This is a genomic window from Pseudomonas sp. AAC (assembly GCF_000725445.1).
Lineage (GTDB): Bacteria > Pseudomonadota > Gammaproteobacteria > Pseudomonadales > Pseudomonadaceae > Pseudomonas > Pseudomonas citronellolis.
On the sequence record NZ_KL647096.1, the window covers coordinates 794,767 to 812,506 of the forward strand.

The following is a 17,740-nucleotide window of genomic DNA, read 5'->3' on the forward strand; positions in this document are numbered from 1 at the left end:
GAAAGTGAAACGGCCCCGTTCAGGGGCCGTGCGGATCATACCAGGGTCCCGGCCGTCACTGGCCGGGAATGTCCCGGCGCAGCTGCACCGGCTCGACCGGCTTGCGCCCGCGCGCCGTGCGCATGCGGATGTTCAGCGCTTCCACCGCCAGCGAGAAGGCCATGGCGAAGTAGACGTAGCCCTTGGGCACGTGGACCTCGAAGGCTTCGGCGATGAGCACGGTGCCGACCACGATGAGGAACGACAGCGCCAGCATCTTCAGCGACGGGTGCTTGTCGATGAAGTCGCTGATGGCGCCGGAGGCGAGCATCATCACCAGCACCGCGACGACGATGGCGGCGACCATCACCGGTACGTTGGAGACCATGCCCACCGCGGTGATCACCGAGTCCAGCGAGAACACGATGTCGATGATGGCGATCTGCACGATGGTGCCGAGGAAGCCGCCGAGCAGGCTCTTGGGCTGCTGTTCGGTCTCGTCCTCGCCTTCCAGGCCGTGGTAGATCTCGCTGCTGCTCTTCCACAGCAGGAACAGGCCGCCGAAGAACAGGATCAGGTCACGCCCGGAAATGCCCTGCTCGAACACCGTGAAGAGGTCGGCGGTCAGGCGCATCACCCAGGTGATCGACAGCAGCAGGAGGATGCGCGTGACCATCGCCAGGGCCAGGCCGAACAGCCGCGTGCGCGCCTGCATGGCCTTGGGCATGCGCCCCACGAGGATGGAGATCATGATGATGTTGTCGATGCCCAGGACGATCTCCAGGGCGGTCAGGGTGAGGAGCGCGACCCAGATTTCCGGGTTGGTCAGCCATTCCATTTGCGGTTTTACCAGTCGTCAGTCGTTGAACAGGGGGAACAGCCCCAGCAGCAGGGCGGCGGCGAGGATAGCGAGACAGACCAGCACTGCCCAGCGCAGGGTGAAGCGCTGGTGGTCGCCGAAGTCCACCTTGGCCAGCCCCACCAGCAGGTAGGTGGAGGGCACCAGCGGGCTGAGCAGGTGCACCGGCTGGCCGACGATCGAGGCGCGGGCCATTTCCACCGGGGTGATGCCGTACTGCGCGGCGGCCTGGGTCAGCACCGGCAGCACGCCGTAGTAGAAGGCGTCGTTGGACATGAAGAAGGTGAACGGCAGGCTGACCAGCGCGGTGATGGTCGCAAGATACGGCCCCAGCGCCGGCGGGATCACCGCCAGCAGGCTCTTCGACATGGCCTCGACCATCCCGGTTCCGGAGAGGATGCCGGTGAACACGCCGGCGGCGAAGATCAGCGAGACCACCGCCAGCACGTTCTCGGCATGGGCGCCGATGCGCTTCTTCTGCTCCAGGATGCACGGGTAGTTGACGATCATGGCGATGCTGAAGGCGATCATGAACAGCACCGGCATCGGCAGCAGCCCGGCGATCAGCGTGCCCATCAGCACCAGCGTCAGCGCGCCGTTGAACCACAGGAGCTTCGGCCGCCGCGCCTCGGGGTACTGCGAGACGCTGACCTCGGCCGCGTCCAGGTGCTCGCCGGGTAGGTGCAGCTGGCCCAGGCGCGCGCGCTCGCGCTTGCCGTAGGCCCAGGCGATGGCGAACACCGTCGCCAGGCCCGCGACCATCGCCGGGATCATCGGCACGAAGATGTCCGCCGGGTCCACGTGCAGGGCGCTGGCGGCGCGGGCGGTGGGGCCGCCCCAGGGGGTCATGTTGAGCACGCCGCTGGAGAGCATGATCAGGCAGGCCATCAGCAGCGGGCTCATGCCCAGGCGCTGGTACAGCGGCAGCACCGCGGCCACGCAGATCATGTAGGTGGTGGAGCCGTCGCCATCCAGGGAGACGATCATCGCCAGCGCGGCGGTGCCCATCGACACCTTCAGTGGGTCGCCCTTGACCAGCCGCAGGATCTTGCGCACCGCCGGGTCGAACAGCCCCGAGTCGATCATGATGGCGAAGTAGAGGATGGCGAACATCAGCATCACCCCGGTCGGCGCCAGGGTGCGGATGCCGTCGAGCATCATCGGCCCCAGGCCGGCGGCGAAGCCGCCGAGCAGGGCGAAGGCGATGGGCACCAGGATCAGCGCGATGAGCGCCGAGAGGCGCCGCGTCATGATCAGGAGCATGAAGGTCGCCACCATGGCGAAGGCGAGCAGGGTCAGCATCGGGAGGGCCTCCGTCGGGGGTCAGCGCGGCGGCTGGCCGGGCAGGGACGGGGCGGGTCGGCGGTTCAAGCGTGTCATGGCATCACCCGTGTTGTTCTTGTGTGGATAACCCGCCGCCGGGCAGCGGAGGGGAGGGCGGATGCTAGGGGCTCAAGCTTTCAGCAGGCTTTCTTGGGAAAAACCGGCGATCGTCGGCGAAGGGCTGGTGTTTCTGGATGTTTCAGGGCGGGCTCTTCGTAGGATGGGTTGAGCCTTGGCGAAACCCATGCGGGCGTGGCGATGGGTATCGCTGCGCTCAACCTATCCTACGTCGGCGTTCCTCATGCCCCTGCGGGGCATTCCCCCGCCCCGTTGCGGTGCACCGCGGGAAAAACGCCGGATTCGCTTGAATCCCCCGCCCCGCCTGGGTTATCCATGCTTCGCCCTTTCGCTGAAGCCATGGATACGCCGTATGACTTTCCCAGTGCCAGCCCACCTTGCCGAAGGCGCCGACAAGCCCGCCGGCCGCATTCGCCAGAAGAACGAGGAAGTCATCCTCGCCGCCGCCGAAGAAGAGTTCGCCCGCCACGGCTTCAAGGGCACCAGCATGAACGCCATCGCCCTGCGCGCCGACCTGCCCAAGGCCAACCTGCACTACTACTTCAGCAACAAGCTGGGGCTCTACACCGCGGTGCTGGGCAACATCCTCGACCTCTGGGACAGCACCTTCAACCATCTGTCCGCCGAGGACGACCCGGCCACCGCCCTGGCCGGCTACATCCGCGCCAAGATGGAGTTCTCCCGCCGCCACCCGCTGGCCTCGCGCATCTTCGCCATGGAGATCATCAGCGGCGGGCAGTGCCTGAGCAGCCACTTCAACCAGGACTACCGCGCCTGGTTCCGCGGCCGCGCGGCGGTGTTCGAGGCCTGGATCGCCGCCGGCAAGATGGACCCGGTGGACCCGGTCAACCTGATCTTCCTGCTCTGGGGCAGCACCCAGCATTACGCCGACTTCGCTACCCAGATCGCCTTCGTCACCGGGCGCAAGCGCATGTCCCGGCAGGACTTCAACGACGCCGCCGACAACCTCATCCGCATCATCCTCAAGGGCTGCGGGCTGACGCCGCCGGCCACGGCATGAGCTTCACCCTCGCCGGCCCGGCCAGCTACGCCGAGGAAATCCGCAAGAGCCGCTTCACCTGCCTGGCCGTGCCCATCGCCAGCGAGGCCGAGGCCCAGGCCTTCCTCGCCGCCCACCGCGACGCCAGCGCCGGGCACAACTGCTGGGCCTGGAAGCTCGGCGCGCAATACCGCTTCAGCGACGACGGCGAACCCGGCGGCACCGCCGGGCGGCCGATGCTCGCGGCCATCGAGGGCCAGGCCATGGACCGCGTGGTGGTGCTGGTCAGCCGCTGGTTCGGCGGCATCAAGCTCGGCACCGGCGGCCTGGCCCGCGCCTACGGCGGCTGCGCGGCCAAGTGCCTGCAGGACGCCGCGCGCGTCGAGCTGGTGCCCAGCAGCCGCCTGGCCTTCGCCTGCGGCTTCGCCGAGCACGCGCTGCTCAAGGCGCGCATCCTCGCCCTGGGCGCCGGCATCGAGGACGAAGCCTACGGCGCCGAGGGTGTGGATATCCGCCTGAGCCTGCCCGATGCCAAGGTCGAGGAACTGCAACGCCTGCTCGGCGACCTCAGCCGCGGCCGCATCCAGGCCACCCGCCTCGACGACTGAAGGCAATTATCCCCAGGGCTTTTCCAGCGGACGCGGGTTTTGTCCCCGGTTCCTGTGCGGCATCCTGTGGACAAACTGTGTCCCCTCCTTTCCAGGCCACGCCAGCCATGGCTTACGCAGTATTGCGCAGAATTTGTGCAAACGACGGAAAAGGCCGTTTTCGGCTATCCCCGGATAGCGTGGGCAAGGCTGTGGAAAAACTGTCGATGAAGGCCCCGGAAGCAGGCATTCCGGGGGCTGCGCGAGGCTGTACGTTTTTTGTTCTGTAACGGGCTGAAAGCCGCGCCAATCAAGGGCTTAGGCCAGGTCTTGAAGCCTCGGAAAAGGGGCCTGGACAAGTCCGGTATAAGCCCTTGGCAAGCTGTGAATATCCTGGTGGAAAACTGTGCCATGGGCGGCACTTATGCAGGGCAGGGGAAGGAGCGGGGAGAAGCCGGTGGAATCGGGGTTTTCCACGGATGGGCGAATGGATTGCTCACAGAGGCCGTGGACAGTGTTGTGGATATCCTCTGGGGAAAACTGCCCATGCCAGAACCGCCGCCGGCTGGCAAAAACTGTATGTTATTTGAGCAAAAAGCCCCGGAATTGCTGGGCTGTAGAAGAGTATCCACAAATCGAAGAGGCAAAAAAGTGTTTATGGGGCCTCCCTGTGGAAGCCTGCTGCCTGTGGACAGCGAAAACCGCTTTTCAACAGTGGATAACAGGAACGTAGGGCGAATAACCGTTCGCGGTTATACGCCGCTACACCGCCCTCATGCCCGGGCCTGTGGTCCGAACCCGAAGCGCCCCTGGACAGGCGCTCCGAATCCAAATCCGAGGCGCGCCCGGCGCCAAGGTCAAACGGCGTATAACGCGGAGCGTTATACGCCCTACACCAGGCCCAACCACCGCGTAGGGCGTATAACCGTTCGCGGTTATACGCCGCTACACCGCCCTCATGCCCGGCCTGTGGTCCGAACCCGAAGCGCCCCTGGACAGGCGCTCCGAGTCCAAATCCGAGGCGCGCCCGGCGCCAAGGTCAAACGGCGTATAACGCGGAGCGTTATACGCCCTACGTCGTTACAACCGGAACTGCCCCATCTGCCGCTGCAGGTCGTCGGCCAGGCCGCGCAGGGCCTGGCATTGTTCGCGGCCCTGGTGCACTTCGCCGGTGGTGGCGCGGGCCAGGTCGGCGATGCCCTGGACGTTGCGGTTGATCTCCTCGGTGACCGCGCTCTGTTCCTCGGTGGCGGCGGCGACCTGGTGGTTGATGTCGCTGATGCGCTCCACCTGGTCGGCGATGGCGCCCAGCGAGGCGCCGGCGCGCTGGCTGGCGGCCAGGCCCTCGCCGGTGGCCGCCTGGCCGGACTGCATGGAACCGACCGCCTGCTCGGCGCCCTGCTTGAGGCGCTGGATCATCGCCTGGATCTCGTCGGTGGAACCCTGGGTGCGCCCGGCCAGGGTGCGCACCTCGTCGGCCACCACGGCGAAGCCGCGGCCCAGTTCGCCGGCGCGGGCGGCCTCGATGGCGGCGTTGAGCGCCAGCAGGTTGGTCTGTTCGGAAATGCCGCGGATCACCGCCAGCACCTGGTCGATGGTCGCCACCTGGGCCGCGAGGTCGCCCACCGCCTCGGCGGCCTGGCCGATCTCGGCGGACATGCGCTCGCCATGCTGCAGCGCGCCGCCCACCACCTGGCGCGCCTGGCCGGCTTCGCCGCGGGCCTGCTGCGAGGCGCTGGCGGCCTGCTCGGCGTTGCGCGCGATCTCCTGCACGGTGCTGCCCATCTCGTTCACCGCCGTGGCCACCATGTCGGTCATCTCCTGCTGGCGGCTGGCGTGTTCCGCAGTGTTATCCACAACCCGCGCCACCTCGGCCACGCTGCGTTGCAGTTGCTCGCTGGTGGCCAGTACCGCGCCGATCAACTGGCGCTGGCCTTCGAGGAAGCGGTTGAAGCCGCGGGCCAGGTCGCCCAGCTCGTCGGCGCGGGCATCGTCCAGGCGGCGGGTCAGGTCGCCGCCGCCGGCGCCGATGTCCAGCAGCGCCGTGGTCACCTGGCGGATCGGCCGCACCAGGCCGCGGGCCAGCAGCACCACCAGGCCCAGGCAGAGCAGCGCCACCGCCGCGCCGGCCAGGCCGGAGAGGCGCAGGGCCTGGCGCGCGTCGGCGTAGACCTCGGCCTCCGGCACCTCGCTGACCAGCGTCCAGCCCAGGTCGCGCAGCGGCAGGCTGGCGGCCAGGTAGGTTTCGCCGTCGCGCTCGAAGCGGCTGCTCTGGAAGCCCGGATGGCCGAGCAGCGCCTGCGCCGCGTCGCCGCCCACCAGGTCGGCCAGGGCCTTGCCGCGGGTCCGGGCCGGGTCGGGGTGGATCTGCACCTGGCCGTCGTTCTTCACCAGGTACACGTGGCCGGACTGGCCGAAGCGGAAGTCACGGATCAGTTTCGACAGCTCGTCCATGCGCAGGCCCAGGCCGGCGATGCCCAGCAGCTTGCCGTCGCGCTCGACGCGGCGGTCGATGAACAGGGTGAGTTCGCCGCTGCCGACGTCGGTGTCGATGTTCAGCACCTGCGGCCGGCCGCTGTCGACGAAGCGGAAGTACCAGGCGTCCTGCGGGTTGTCGCGGGACAGCGTGCGTTCCTTGCCCTTGTCGCTGTAGTAGGCGTCGCTGGCCTGGCTGGCGATGAGCGCGGCGAAGGCCCGCTGCGAAGTGCGGATGCCGCCCAGGTAGCGGACGAAGTCGGCCTGTCGCGCCGGGTCCTCGCCGGCGGCCAGCCAGTCCTGCACCAGGCTGTTGTCGGCGATGCCGGCGGCGGCGGTGAGCGGGCCGGTGAGCTGGCGCTCGAAGTCGTTGGCGATGGCCTGGATGCTCGCCGGCAGCGCCTGTTCGAGCAGGTAGCGCTCGCTCAGGCGGTTGACCAGCACGGCGTAGAGGCCGAGCACGATGAGCAGGCTGAGCAGCAGGGCGCTGCCCATGCTGAGGATGAGTTGGGTCTGGATGCTGCGAAGGCGCATGTTCTTGTTGTCCTCTTGGCACGCGGCGAATCCGTTCGCGGCGGGAGACGGGCGTAGGAAGGGGCCGAAGAGGTTATCGGCGGGGCCGGGGAAAACTGTTGTCCAGTCGGTCAGGTTTTTTGGGATTGGCTGGGGTGGCCGATGCGTCGGACCCGGAGCACCCAGGACAGGCGCTTCGAGGCCGAATCCGGCGCGCGCCTGGGGTCGAGGTCAAACGGCGGATAACCGCGAACGGTTATTCGCCCTACGTATGGTTTGCCTCGCTGCACAGGGCTTTCCATTCGACGCCGCTGCGCGTGGTGCGCGGCGGGGCGTCCCGGTGGTAGCGGGCGATGACCTGGGCGGCCACGGCGATGGCCACTTCCAGCGGGCGCTTGCCGGGCAACCCGGGCAGGCCGATGGGGCAGTGCAGGGATTCGATGGCGGCTGTGGAAAAGCCGCGCAGCTCCAGGCGCATGCGCAAGCGCTGGGCTTTAGTGCGCGAGCCGATCATGCCGAGGAAGCCGGCGTCGCCGCGTTTCAGTACGGCCTCGGCCAGTGCGTAGTCCAGCGGGTGGTTGTGGGTCATGATCAGGTAGTAGCTGCCCGGCGCGGCCTTATCCACAGCTTCCAGCGGTTCGTCCAGCAGGCTGCAGCGTACCCCTGTGGGTAACTCGGCGGGGAATTCCGCGGCGCGGCTGTCCACCCATTCCAGGCGCAGCGGCAGCCCTGCCAGCAGCGGCGCCAGGGCGCGGCCGACATGCCCGGCGCCGAACAGCAGCACCTGCGGCCCGCGCACCGCGAAGCACTCGAACAGCAGGCTGGCGCGGCCGCCGCAGCATTGGCCCAGGCGCGCGCCGAGGGGGAAGTGCTCCAGGCTCTGCGCGTCCTTGCCGGCCAGCAGCAGCTGGCGGGCGTGCTCGGTGGCGGCGAGTTCCAGGTGGCCGCCGCCGATGGTGTCGTAGCAGGCGTCGGCGGTGACCAGCATCTTGCAGCCGGCCTCGCGCGGGGTGGAGCCCTGCACGCCGATGACGGTGACCAGCACGTAGGGCTCGGCGCCGTCGCGCAGGCGGGCGATGGCGTCCATCCAGGTGGGGGTCATGGGGTGGGCTCCTGGGGTGGGTTGCTGGTGTTGGTTGGGTGTTTCTGTGCTGGCGGTGAGTTGGGTTCCCTCTCCCCAGCCCTCTCCCTGAATGGAGAGGGGGCTGCTTCGGTGTGGCGGGAAAGTAATGGCGCTGGAGATTTATCCACAGTGTCCGGCTGACTCCGTTGTTTCGCTTCACGCCAAACGGTCCCCTCTCCCTCTGGGAGAGGGCTAGGGTGAGGGCATGCCGCGTCTTCCAGCGAACCATCCACAGCCCACCCCTTCAACGCCTCGCACGCCCACAACACCCGCTCCGGCGTGGCCGGTGTATCCAGCGCCGGGCTCACCCGGTAGTCCGCCAGGCTGGCGATGGCGTCGCGCAGGGCCGACCACACCGAGATGGCCAGCATGAACGGCGGCTCGCCCACGGCTTTGGACAGGTACACGCTGTCCTCCTCGTTGGGCCGGTCGAACAGGGCCACGCGGAAGTCTTCCGGCACGTCGCTCACCGCCGGGATCTTGTAGGTCGCCGGCCCCGTGGTGAGCAGGCGGCCCTTGGCGTCCCACTTCAGTTCCTCGCTGGTCAGCCAGCCCATGCCCTGGACGAAGCCGCCCTCGATCTGGCCGATGTCGATGGCCGGGTTAACGCTGCGGCCCACGTCGTGGAGGATGTCCACCCGCAGCAGGCGGTATTCGCCGGTCAAGCTGTCCACTTCCACCTCGGACACCGCCGCGCCATAGGCGAAGTAGAAGAACGGCCGGCCCTGGCCGGTCTCGCGGTCGTAGTGGATTTTCGGCGTGCGGTAGAAGCCGGTGGCGGACAGCTGCACCCGCGCGAAGTAGGCGGCCTGCACCACTTCGGCGAAGTCCAGCGCCTTGTTCCGGACTTGCACCTGGCCGTGGGCGAAGCGCACTTCCTGCGGCGCAACGCCCTCGCGCGCGGCGAGGAATTCCGCCAGCCGCGCCTTCAGCGTGCGGGCCGCGTCGCGGGCGGCCATGCCGTTCAGGTCGGTGCCGCTGGAGGCCGCGGTGGGCGAGGTGTTGGGCACCTTGTCGGTGCGCGTGGCGGTGATCGCCACGCGCTCCAGCGGCACCTGAAATTCCTCGGCGACGATCTGCGCCACCTTGACGTTCAGGCCCTGGCCCATCTCGGTGCCGCCATGGTTCAGCTGGATGCTGCCGTCGGTGTACAGGTGGATGAGCGCGCCGGCCTGGTTCAGGTGCTGGGCGGTGAAGCTGATGCCGAATTTCACCGGCGTCAGCGCCAGGCCGCGCTTCAGCACCGGGCTGCCCGCGTTGCAGGCGGTGATGGCGGCGCGGCGGGCGCGGTAGTCGCTGCTGGCTTCCAGGCGTTCGATCAGCTCGCCCAGCAGGTTGTGTTCCACGCGCTGGTGGTAGGGTGTGAGGTCGCGGCCGCTGCCGCCGTAGAGGTTGAGTTTGCGTACGTCCAGCGGGTCCTGGCCGACGGCGCGGGCGATGTCGTCCATGGCGCGTTCGATCAGCATCATCCCCTGGGGCCCGCCGAAGCCGCGGAAGGCGGTGTGCGAAACGATGTTGGTGAAGCTGCGGTAGCCGGCCACGGCCACGTCGGGGATGAAGTAGGCGTTGTCGGCGTGGAACATGGCGCGGTCGACGATGGCGTCGGAGAGGTCCGGCGAGTGGCCGCAGTCGCCCACCACTTCCAGCTGCGCGGCGAGCAGCCGGCCCTCGGCGTCGAAGCCCACGCGGTAATGGTTGTGGAAGGGGTGGCGCTTGCCGGTGGCGCGCATGTCGTCGGCGCGCGGCAGGCGCAGCTTCACCGCGCACCCGGCCTTGCGCGCCAGCAGCGCGGCCAGGCAGGCCCAGGGCGCGGCCTGGGTTTCCTTGCCGCCGAAGCCGCCGCCCATGCGCCGCACTTCCACGGTGACCTTGGCCAGGGGGATGGCCAGCACCTCGGCCACCAGCTTCTGCACCTCGCTGGGGTGCTGGCTGGAGGTGAACACGAACATGCCGCCGTCGTCCGTGGGCTGCGCCATGGACACCTGGCCTTCGAGGTAGAAGTGCTCCTGGCCGCCGACGAACTGGCTGGCCTGCAGCACGTAGGGCGCGGCGGCCAGGCCGTCCTCGGCGTCGCCGCGGCGCATGAAGTGCGGCGGGCGCACGAAGCGTTCCTCGGCCTTGGCCCGCAGCGGGTCCAGCAGCGGCTGTTCCTCGGCGTATTCCACTTTGGCCAGGCGCACGGCGCGGCGGGCTTGCAGCTGGGTTTGTGCGGCCACGGCGAACAGCGCCTGGCCGTGGTACTTCACCCGTTCGCCGGCCAGCAGCGGGTCGCCGGGGAACACCGGGCCGATGTCGGTGTGGCCGGGCACGTCGTCCAGGGTCAGCACGGCGACCACGCCGGGGGCGTTGCGCACAGCCTCCAGGTCCAGCTTGTGGATAACCCCGCAGGCGATGTCCGTGAGGCCGACGGCGGCGTGCAGCAGCTCGCGCGGTTCCTTGATGTCGTCGACGTAGCGCGCCGCGCCGCTGACGTGCAGCTCGGCGCTGTCGTGGGGCCGGGCCTGGCCGGCGCTGCGGGTTTCGCTGGCGCCGCCGTTGGCGGCCAGGGGAGGCAGGCTACGCATGGCGCACCTCCGCAGGGGTTGCCGTGTATTCCACTAATGCGCGTTGCAGCAGGTTCTGCGCCACCTTCAGGCGATAGGCGGCGCTGGCGCGCAGGTCGTCGATGGGCTGGAAGTCCTCGGCCAGGGCGGCCTGGGCCGCGGCCACGGCGGCGGCGTCGAACGCCCGGCCGTTCAGCGCGGCCTCGCTGCGGCGGCCGCGCAGCGGGGTGGCGGCCATGCCGCCGCAGGCCAGGCGTGCCTTGCGCACCAGGCCCTGGTCGTCGAAGTCCAGGCGCAGGGCCAGGCACACGGCGGAAATGTCGTCGTCGCGGCGCTTCGAGACTTTGTCCACACGGAACAGCTGGCCTTCCCTCAACCTGGGGATAACTATCGCCTCGATGTATTCGCCCGGCTGCAGCACGCTCTGCCGGTAGCCGGTGAAGAAGCCATCGATGGGCACCTCGCGCACCTGCCTGGCGCGGCGCAGACGCAGGCGCGCATCCAGGGCCAGCAGCACCGGCGGCATGTCGCCGATGGGCGAGGCGTTGGCGATGTTGCCGCCGAGGCTGCCGCGCTGGCGGATCTGCAGCGAGCCCAGGCGCTCCAGCAGCTCGGGCACGCCGGGGAAGGCGCGCAGCGCCTCCAGGCAATCGGCGTAGGGCCGCGCGGCGCCGATCAGCAGGTGATCGGGGTGTTCTTCCAGGCGGCGCAGCTCGGCCACGCGCTCCAGATGGATCAGTTGCGGGAAGCGCTTCAGCGCCTGGGTCGCTTCCAGGGCCAGGTCGGTGGCGCCGGCCACCAGGCGCGCCTGTGGATAGTTCATCAACAGGGTGTCCAGCTCTTCCAGCGTGGTGGGCAGCCAGGCGTGCTGCTCGCCGTCGTCCAGGCTGGCGCCGGCGGGCAGGGCGCGCAGGCGTTCGGCGGTGGCGCGTTCGGCGTCGCTGAAGCGATCCCCGTGCGTGTCGCCGGCGATGCGCCTGGCGGCTTCGAGGATCGGCCGGTAGCCGGTGCAGCGGCACAGGTTGCCGGAAAGGGCCGTCAGCGCGCTCCCGCGGTCGTGGGCGCAGGCCGCGTGGCGCCAGGCGAACAGCGACATGACGATGCCCGGGGTGCAGAAGCCGCATTGCGCGCCGTGGCAGTCGACCATGGCCTGCTGCACCGGATGCAGGCGTTCGCCCTCGGCGAGGCTTTCCACCGTCAGCAGCTGGCGCCCGTGCAGCGCGCCCAATGGGGTGATGCAGGCGTTCACCGCGCGGTAGCGCAGGCCCTCGCCATCGGGCTCGGCGAGCACCAGGGTGCAGGCGCCGCAGTCGCCGGAGGCGCAGCCTTCCTTGGTGCCGGTGCGCCCCAGTTGGGTGCGCAGGTAGTCGAGCAGGCTCGTTTCCGGCGCCAGGCCGTCCACCTGGCGCAGCTCGTCGTCGAGCAGGAACTGGATCATGCGTAACCTCGCTGGAGCACGCTCGCGGCGCCTGCCGGGGGGCGGGCCTGACGCGGCGGCAAAGCTGCCCATATGGTCAGGTAAGGCAGGAACTCTGCCAGCCGAAAGGGCCGGCTCCATAAGCAAAGCATAGGCTTGCGGCGCTTTTTGACCAGCTGGCCAGGAAACTGCTTCGGCCCCCGCCACTGGTGAAGCCCGCCCATGCCCACAGCCCCTGGCGGCCGTGCTTACAGCTCTCAGGCGGGGCGCTGCGGTGTGAACGCTTTTCGTAGGATGGGTTGAGCTTGCGAAACCCATGCGGTTGCGGCGATGGGTATCGCTTCGCTCAACCCATCCTACGACGGTGCTGCTTCAGGGATAGGCCATGGCCGGCGCCGGCACGTCCGCTGCGGCTGATGGCTTGCGGGCTGCCGTTGGTCGGGAAGATGCTCTTCGCCCAGGATGCGCTGGTCTACCTCGTTCGCGCGGTTAGCCCCGGTGTCCCTGGGGCAGCCGTGGAAGGCCGGGCACCGAGCTGTCACGAGGCGGTCGTGTCGGTTGTGCAGGATGGAGGATGGCATCGCTCATCGATAGCGGTGCTCTTCCTTTTATAAGTCTGCTGATAGAGAAAGCCAATTTGTTTGATGGCCTAAATCAATGGGCCATCCGGGCTAATAGTGGATAATCTTGCCCACGTCGAATTTCATAACCAATTCGATCAACCCATCTCTACGAGGAATGCCGAATGAACCTGATCAACACCCAAGTCCAACCGTTCAAGGTCAACGCCTTCCACAACGGCAAGTTCATCGAAGTCACCGAGCAGTCCCTGAAGGGCAAGTGGTCGGTCCTGATCTTCATGCCGGCAGCCTTCACCTTCAACTGCCCGACCGAGATCGAAGACGCCGCCAACAACTACGCCGCCTTCCGCGACGCTGGCGCCGAAGTCTACATCGTCACCACCGACACCCACTTCTCCCACAAGGTCTGGCACGAAACCTCCCCGGCCGTGGGCAAGGCCCAGTTCCCGCTGATCGGCGACCCGACCCACCAGCTGACCAACGCCTTCGGCGTGCACATCCCGGAAGAAGGCCTGGCCCTGCGCGGCACCTTCGTGATCAACCCGGAAGGCGTGATCAAGACCGTCGAGATCCACAGCAACGAGATCGCCCGTGACGTGTCCGAGACCCTGCGCAAGCTGAAAGCCGCCCAGTACACCGCCGCTCACCCGGGCGAAGTCTGCCCGGCCAAGTGGAAAGAAGGCGAGAAGACCCTGGCTCCCTCCCTGGACCTGGTCGGCAAGATCTAAAAACGGCCGGGAGGCTGTTGCGCAGCGCTGATGCTGCGTTGCGAGCAGGTGGGGCCGCCTAGGACGGGCTTGTCATTTACAGCTCGTAAACTCCGCGCCCGCGCCTGGTCGCGCCTTGCCTGAGCGCTTGCTCACGACGTCTCCCAATCCGTTTTGCGCAATACCCCAAGGGTGCCGCCGGCACCCTTCCTACCCAAGCCCAAAGCGTGCCGTAGGGCGGGCCAGCGTGCCTGCCGGGGAACCCTTTTGCCCGAATTTCGTAGGAGCTGAATTCATGTTGGACGCCAATCTTAAGACCCAGTTGAAGGCCTACCTGGAAAAGGTCACCCAGCCGTTCGAGATAGTCGCGTCCCTCGATGACAGCGACAAATCCCGCGAGCTGAGCGAACTGCTGCACGACATCGTCGGCCTGACCGACAAGATCACCCTGCGCGAAGACGGCAGCGACGAACGCAAGCCGTCCTTCTCGCTGAACCGCCCGGGGGCGGACATCGGCCTGCGTTTCGCCGGTATCCCCATGGGCCACGAATTCACCTCCCTGGTGCTGGCCCTGCTGCAGGTCGGCGGCCACCCGTCCAAGCTCGAGGCCGAAGTCATCGAGCAGGTCAAGGGCATCCAGGGCAGGTTCGAGTTCGAAACCTACTTCTCGCTGTCCTGCCAGAACTGCCCGGACGTGGTCCAGGCGCTGAACCTGATGGCGGTGCTCAACCCCAACATCCGCCACGTCGCCATCGACGGCGCGCTGTTCCAGGACGAGGTGGAAAAGCGCCAGGTCATGTCGGTGCCGAGCATCTACCTGAACGGCGAAGTCTTCGGCGCGGGCCGCATGGGCGTGGAAGAAATCCTCGCCAAGATCGACACCGGCGCCGCCGCCCGCGAAGCCGAGAAGCTGGCCGCCAAGGAAGCCTTCGACGTGCTGGTGGTGGGCGGTGGCCCGGCCGGCGCCTCGGCGGCCATCTACGCCGCGCGCAAGGGCATCCGCACCGGCGTCGCCGCCGAGCGCTTCGGCGGCCAGGTGCTGGACACCATGGCCATCGAGAACTTCATCTCGGTGAAGGAGACCGAAGGCCCGAAACTGGCTCGCGCGCTGGAAGAGCACGTGAAGCAGTACGAGGTCGACATCATGAACCTGCAGCGCGCCAGCGCGCTGGTCCCGGCGAAGAATGCCGGCGAGCTGCACGAAGTGAAGTTCGAGGGCGGCGGCAGCCTCAAGGCCAAGACCGTGATCCTCGCCACCGGCGCCCGCTGGCGCGAGATGGGCGTGCCCGGCGAGCAGGAATACAAGGCCAAGGGCGTGTGCTTCTGCCCGCACTGCGACGGCCCGCTGTTCAAGGGCAAGCGCGTGGCGGTGATCGGCGGCGGCAACTCCGGCGTCGAGGCGGCCATCGACCTGGCCGGCATCGTCGCCCACGTGACCCTGCTGGAGTTCGACAGCAAGCTGCGCGCCGACGCCGTGCTGCAACGCAAGCTGTACAGCATGCCGAACGTGGACGTGATCACCAGCGCGCTGACCAGCGAAGTGAAGGGTGACGGCCAGAAAGTCACCGGCCTGGTCTACAAGGACCGCAACTCGGAAGAGTTCAAGTCGGTGGAGCTGGAGGGCATCTTCGTGCAGATCGGCCTGCTGCCGAACACCGAGTGGCTCAAGGGCAGCGTCGAGCTGACCCCGCGCGGCGAGATCATCGTCGATGCGCGCGGCGAGACTTCGCTGCCGGGTATCTTCGCCGCCGGTGACGTGACTACGGTGCCGTACAAGCAGATCGTGATTGCGGTGGGCGAGGGGGCGAAGGCTTCGTTGTCGGCCTTCGATCACCTGATCCGTAGTTCTGCGCCAGCTTGATGACCTTGCGCTAGTCAAAGCGCCCGGCTCACTTGAGTGAGCTGGGCGTTTTTCTTTGTGGGTGTTTGGCCGGGGGTCGATGGGGTTCGGGGGTGAGTTGGGTTCCCTCTCCCCAGCCCTCTCCCTGAAGGGAGAGGGGGCTAGTTCGTGCCGAGAGATGGAAGGGTTTCAGCCGGACACCTCCGGCGTCGCCGGCTGACTCTAAAACACCCAGCCCTGCCCAACGGTCCCCTCTCCCTTCAGGGAGAGGGTTAGGGAGAGGGCCGCGGCATCCCCGTCACGCCAGAAATCACCGCCGAACACCTTCTCCCCGTAGGAGCGAGCTTGCTCGCGAACAGCTTGGCACCGAGCCCCGACAGGTTCGCGAGCAAGCTCGCTCCTACGAAAAGCCTCCAGCCTCCAGCCTCCAGCCTCCAGCCTCCAGCCCGCAACCTTCAAAGAATCGGCGAAACCAACCGCGCCACCCGCATCCCCAGCTGCTGCAACTGCCCGCTGCGCTCCGTGCCCAGCTCCACCGCCTGCTCGAAATCCGCCAGCAGCATGCTCTCCACGTCGCGGGCGAAGGCTTCGTCCACCGTCACCAGCATGATCTCGAAGTTCAGCCGGAACGAGCGGTTGTCCAGGTTGGCGCTGCCCACCGCGGCGCAGTCGTGGTCCACCAGCACCACCTTCTGGTGCAGGAAGCCCGGCTGGTAGCGGTACACCTTCACCCCGGCGCGCACCGCGTCCTGGGCATAGAGGCTGGAGGCGGCGTAGACGGTGCGGTGGTCCGGGCGCGAGGGCAGCAGGATGCGCACGTCCACGCCGCGCAGCGCGGCCAGGCGCAGGGCCGAGCTGACCGCCTCGTCGGGGATGAAGTACGGGGTGGTTATCCACACCCTTTCGCTGGCCGCGTTGATCATCTCGACGAAGAACAGCGAGCAGGTTTCCTGCTTGTCCGCCGGGCCGCTGGCCAGCACCTGGCAGATCACCCCCTGCTCGTCGTAGCTGTCCGGCAGCAGCAGGGTGGGCAGGGCGTGGGTGGCCCAGAACCAGTCCTCGGCGAAGCACTCCTGCAGGCAGGCCACGGCCGGGCCGCGCAGTTCCACGTGGGTGTCGCGCCAGGGCGACAGCGGCGGCTTCTCGCCCAGGTATTCGACGCCGACGTTGTGCCCGCCGACGAAGCCGCGCAGGCCGTCGACCACCACCACCTTGCGGTGGTTGCGGAAGTTCAGCTGGAAGCGATTGATCGCCCCGTGCCCGGTGCTGAAGGCTTGCACCTGCACGCCGCCGGCGCGCAGGCGCTCGACGTAGCGCCCGGGCAGGCCGTGACTGCCGATGGCGTCGTAGAGCAGGAAGACTTCCACGCCGTTGGCCGCGCGCTCCAGCAGCAGCTGCGCCAGGCGCTGGCCGAGGGCGTCGTCGCGGACGATGAAGAACTGCACCAGCACCACCTGCCTGGCCTGGGCGATGGCCTCGAAGATGGCGTCGAAGGTGGCCTTGCCGTTGACCAGCAGGCGCACGTGATTGTTCGCCAGGGTCGGCATGCGCGCCAGCGCGGTCAGGGCCTTGAGCGCCTTGTAGTTCTCCGACTGGCTTGCCGTAAGGGCCTCTTCCACCCAGGGCCGCCAGTCCAGCTCGGCGGCGGCCAGGTGCATCTCCTCGTTGGCCTGGCGCCGCGCGCCTATGTAGGCGTCGAAGCGGCTGCGGCCGAACACCAGGTAGGGCAGCAGGGTGAGCAGCGGCATGAACACCAGGGAAATGGCCCAGGCGATGGCGCCCTGCGCGGTGCGCACGGTGAGCACCGCGTGGACGGCGGCGACCACGCCGAGGATCTGGATGGCCACCAGGAAATGGGCGATGTAGGCGGAGTAATGCATGCGCGCGAACGAGTCCTTCTGCCGTGCGTGTTAGCGCAGCTTAGCCTCGCTCGGGGGGCCGCGGCCATCCCGGCAGTTCGCCACGCCAGGTTTCGCAGGCCTTGCCCAGGCGCAGCGCGCTCATGGGGGACTCCGGCGGGGAACCATGGCACGACCCTGGCCTATTGCGGGGGAAAGCGGCGTAGGGCGAATAACGCGGAGCGTTATCCGCCGTTTGGCTTTGGTTGCCGAACGGGGGATTCAACTGGGTGACTTTGGGAGAGGCCGGTGGTTTTGGGGGGCTGGCCCGCCCGTGGTTCCCTCTCCCCAGCCCTCGGCTGCGCGCCCCGCCCTGAAGGGAGAGGGGGCTAGTCCGTGCCGAGATGAGCATGGCTTTAGCCGGAAACCGCAGAGTTGCCGGCTAACTCGGGAATATCCACACGCTCCGAACGGTCCCCTCTCCCTTCAGGGAGAGGGTTAGGGAGAGGGCGCTCTTCAGGATAAGCACCGAAGCTACCGGCAGAACACCGTTCGCGAGCAAGCTCGCTACTACGAAGAGTGAAGAGAGCGAATCAGGGCCGCGGCACCAACGCCGGCAGCAGCTGCCGCGAAATCGCCTCGCGCACCGCCGGCAGCAGCGTCGCGTTGCCGCCCAGCATCTCTTCCACCAGCCGGCGCAGGGCCATGGAGCGTTCGGGGGTGAGGGCGCGCACCGCGTATTCGCAGGCCTGCTCCGCGGTGACGTCCGGCGGAACGGCGAAGCCCAGCGCCTGCAGGCGTTCGCGGAAATCGTCCTGGTCGATCAGGTCGGCGTGCATCATCGCGGAGTCCTCCGTGAGGTTGGGCTTCCCCGGAT

Annotated in this window: 12 protein-coding genes and 1 pseudogene; 4 read left to right on the top strand and 9 right to left on the bottom strand. The window is 67.9% G+C overall.

All coding sequences use genetic code 11. From position 1 onward, the window contains the following. Positions 1–55: 55 nt before the first annotated feature. Both FG99_RS13360 and FG99_RS13365 read right to left on the bottom strand, forming a co-directional pair. Positions 56–817 carry a TerC family protein gene (locus tag FG99_RS13360; RefSeq protein WP_009614365.1) on the bottom strand — a complete coding sequence of 254 codons (762 nt, stop codon included), beginning with the start codon at positions 815–817 and terminating at the stop codon, positions 56–58. Between the two features lie 18 nt (positions 818–835). Continuing rightward, the gene (locus FG99_RS13365; protein ID WP_009614363.1) at positions 836–2,140 is read right to left on the bottom strand and encodes a CitMHS family transporter; all 1,305 of its coding nucleotides are present in this window, start codon (positions 2,138–2,140) and stop codon (positions 836–838) included. Positions 2,141–2,591: 451 nt separating this feature from the next. Here FG99_RS13365 and FG99_RS13370 point away from each other — a divergent pair, with 451 nt between their 5' ends. Together FG99_RS13370 and FG99_RS13375 are read left to right on the top strand one after the other, a co-directional pair. Further along, entirely contained in the window at positions 2,592–3,260 is a 669-nt protein-coding gene (locus tag FG99_RS13370; protein ID WP_009614361.1) for a TetR/AcrR family transcriptional regulator, read from the top strand. Continuing rightward, positions 3,257–3,847 carry an IMPACT family protein gene (locus tag FG99_RS13375; protein WP_043270182.1) on the top strand — a complete coding sequence of 197 codons (591 nt, stop codon included), beginning with the start codon at positions 3,257–3,259 and terminating at the stop codon, positions 3,845–3,847. The genes FG99_RS13370 and FG99_RS13375 overlap by 4 nt, the downstream gene beginning before the upstream one ends. Positions 3,848–4,906: 1,059 nt before the next feature. Here the strand turns inward: FG99_RS13375 and FG99_RS33225 are convergent. From FG99_RS33225 to xdhA, 5 genes and pseudogenes are all read right to left on the bottom strand, one after another. Next, positions 4,907–5,644 carry a methyl-accepting chemotaxis protein gene (locus FG99_RS33225; protein WP_371263868.1) on the bottom strand — a complete coding sequence of 246 codons (738 nt, stop codon included), beginning with the start codon at positions 5,642–5,644 and terminating at the stop codon, positions 4,907–4,909. A 129-nt stretch (positions 5,645–5,773) separates the two neighbouring features. Next, positions 5,774–6,835 (bottom strand): annotated as a pseudogene (locus tag FG99_RS33230) (cache domain-containing protein); the annotation flags it as partial. 244 nt (positions 6,836–7,079) lie between these two features. Further along, the gene (xdhC, locus tag FG99_RS13385; RefSeq protein WP_043270186.1) at positions 7,080–7,916 is read right to left on the bottom strand and encodes a xanthine dehydrogenase accessory protein XdhC; all 837 of its coding nucleotides are present in this window, start codon (positions 7,914–7,916) and stop codon (positions 7,080–7,082) included. Further along, positions 7,913–10,501 carry a xanthine dehydrogenase molybdopterin binding subunit gene (xdhB, locus tag FG99_RS13390; protein WP_043270188.1) on the bottom strand — a complete coding sequence of 863 codons (2,589 nt, stop codon included), beginning with the start codon at positions 10,499–10,501 and terminating at the stop codon, positions 7,913–7,915. The genes xdhC and xdhB overlap by 4 nt, the downstream gene beginning before the upstream one ends. Continuing rightward, positions 10,494–11,918, bottom strand: a complete 1,425-nt coding sequence (xdhA, locus tag FG99_RS13395) for a xanthine dehydrogenase small subunit (RefSeq protein WP_043270190.1) — start codon at positions 11,916–11,918, stop codon at positions 10,494–10,496. The genes xdhB and xdhA overlap by 8 nt, the downstream gene beginning before the upstream one ends. Before the next feature lie 724 nt (positions 11,919–12,642). On the opposite strand from xdhA, the gene ahpC reads away from it, so the two are divergent. Both ahpC and ahpF read left to right on the top strand, forming a co-directional pair. Next, a complete protein-coding gene (ahpC, locus tag FG99_RS13400) occupies positions 12,643–13,206 on the top strand; it encodes an alkyl hydroperoxide reductase subunit C (protein WP_009614349.1) in 564 nt (187 codons plus the stop codon). Positions 13,207–13,480: 274 nt separating this feature from the next. Then, on the top strand, positions 13,481–15,046 hold the full coding sequence (gene ahpF / locus FG99_RS13405; protein ID WP_043270192.1) for an alkyl hydroperoxide reductase subunit F: 1,566 nt from the start codon (positions 13,481–13,483) through the stop codon (positions 15,044–15,046). Between the two features lie 434 nt (positions 15,047–15,480). Here the strand turns inward: ahpF and cls are convergent, their stop codons facing one another. Both cls and FG99_RS13415 read right to left on the bottom strand, forming a co-directional pair. Beyond that, on the bottom strand, positions 15,481–16,905 hold the full coding sequence (gene cls / locus FG99_RS13410) for a cardiolipin synthase (RefSeq protein ID WP_009614345.1): 1,425 nt from the start codon (positions 16,903–16,905) through the stop codon (positions 15,481–15,483). A 551-nt stretch (positions 16,906–17,456) separates the two neighbouring features. Next, positions 17,457–17,705, bottom strand: a complete 249-nt coding sequence (locus FG99_RS13415) for a hypothetical protein (protein WP_009614343.1) — start codon at positions 17,703–17,705, stop codon at positions 17,457–17,459. Positions 17,706–17,740: the final 35 nt, after the last annotated feature.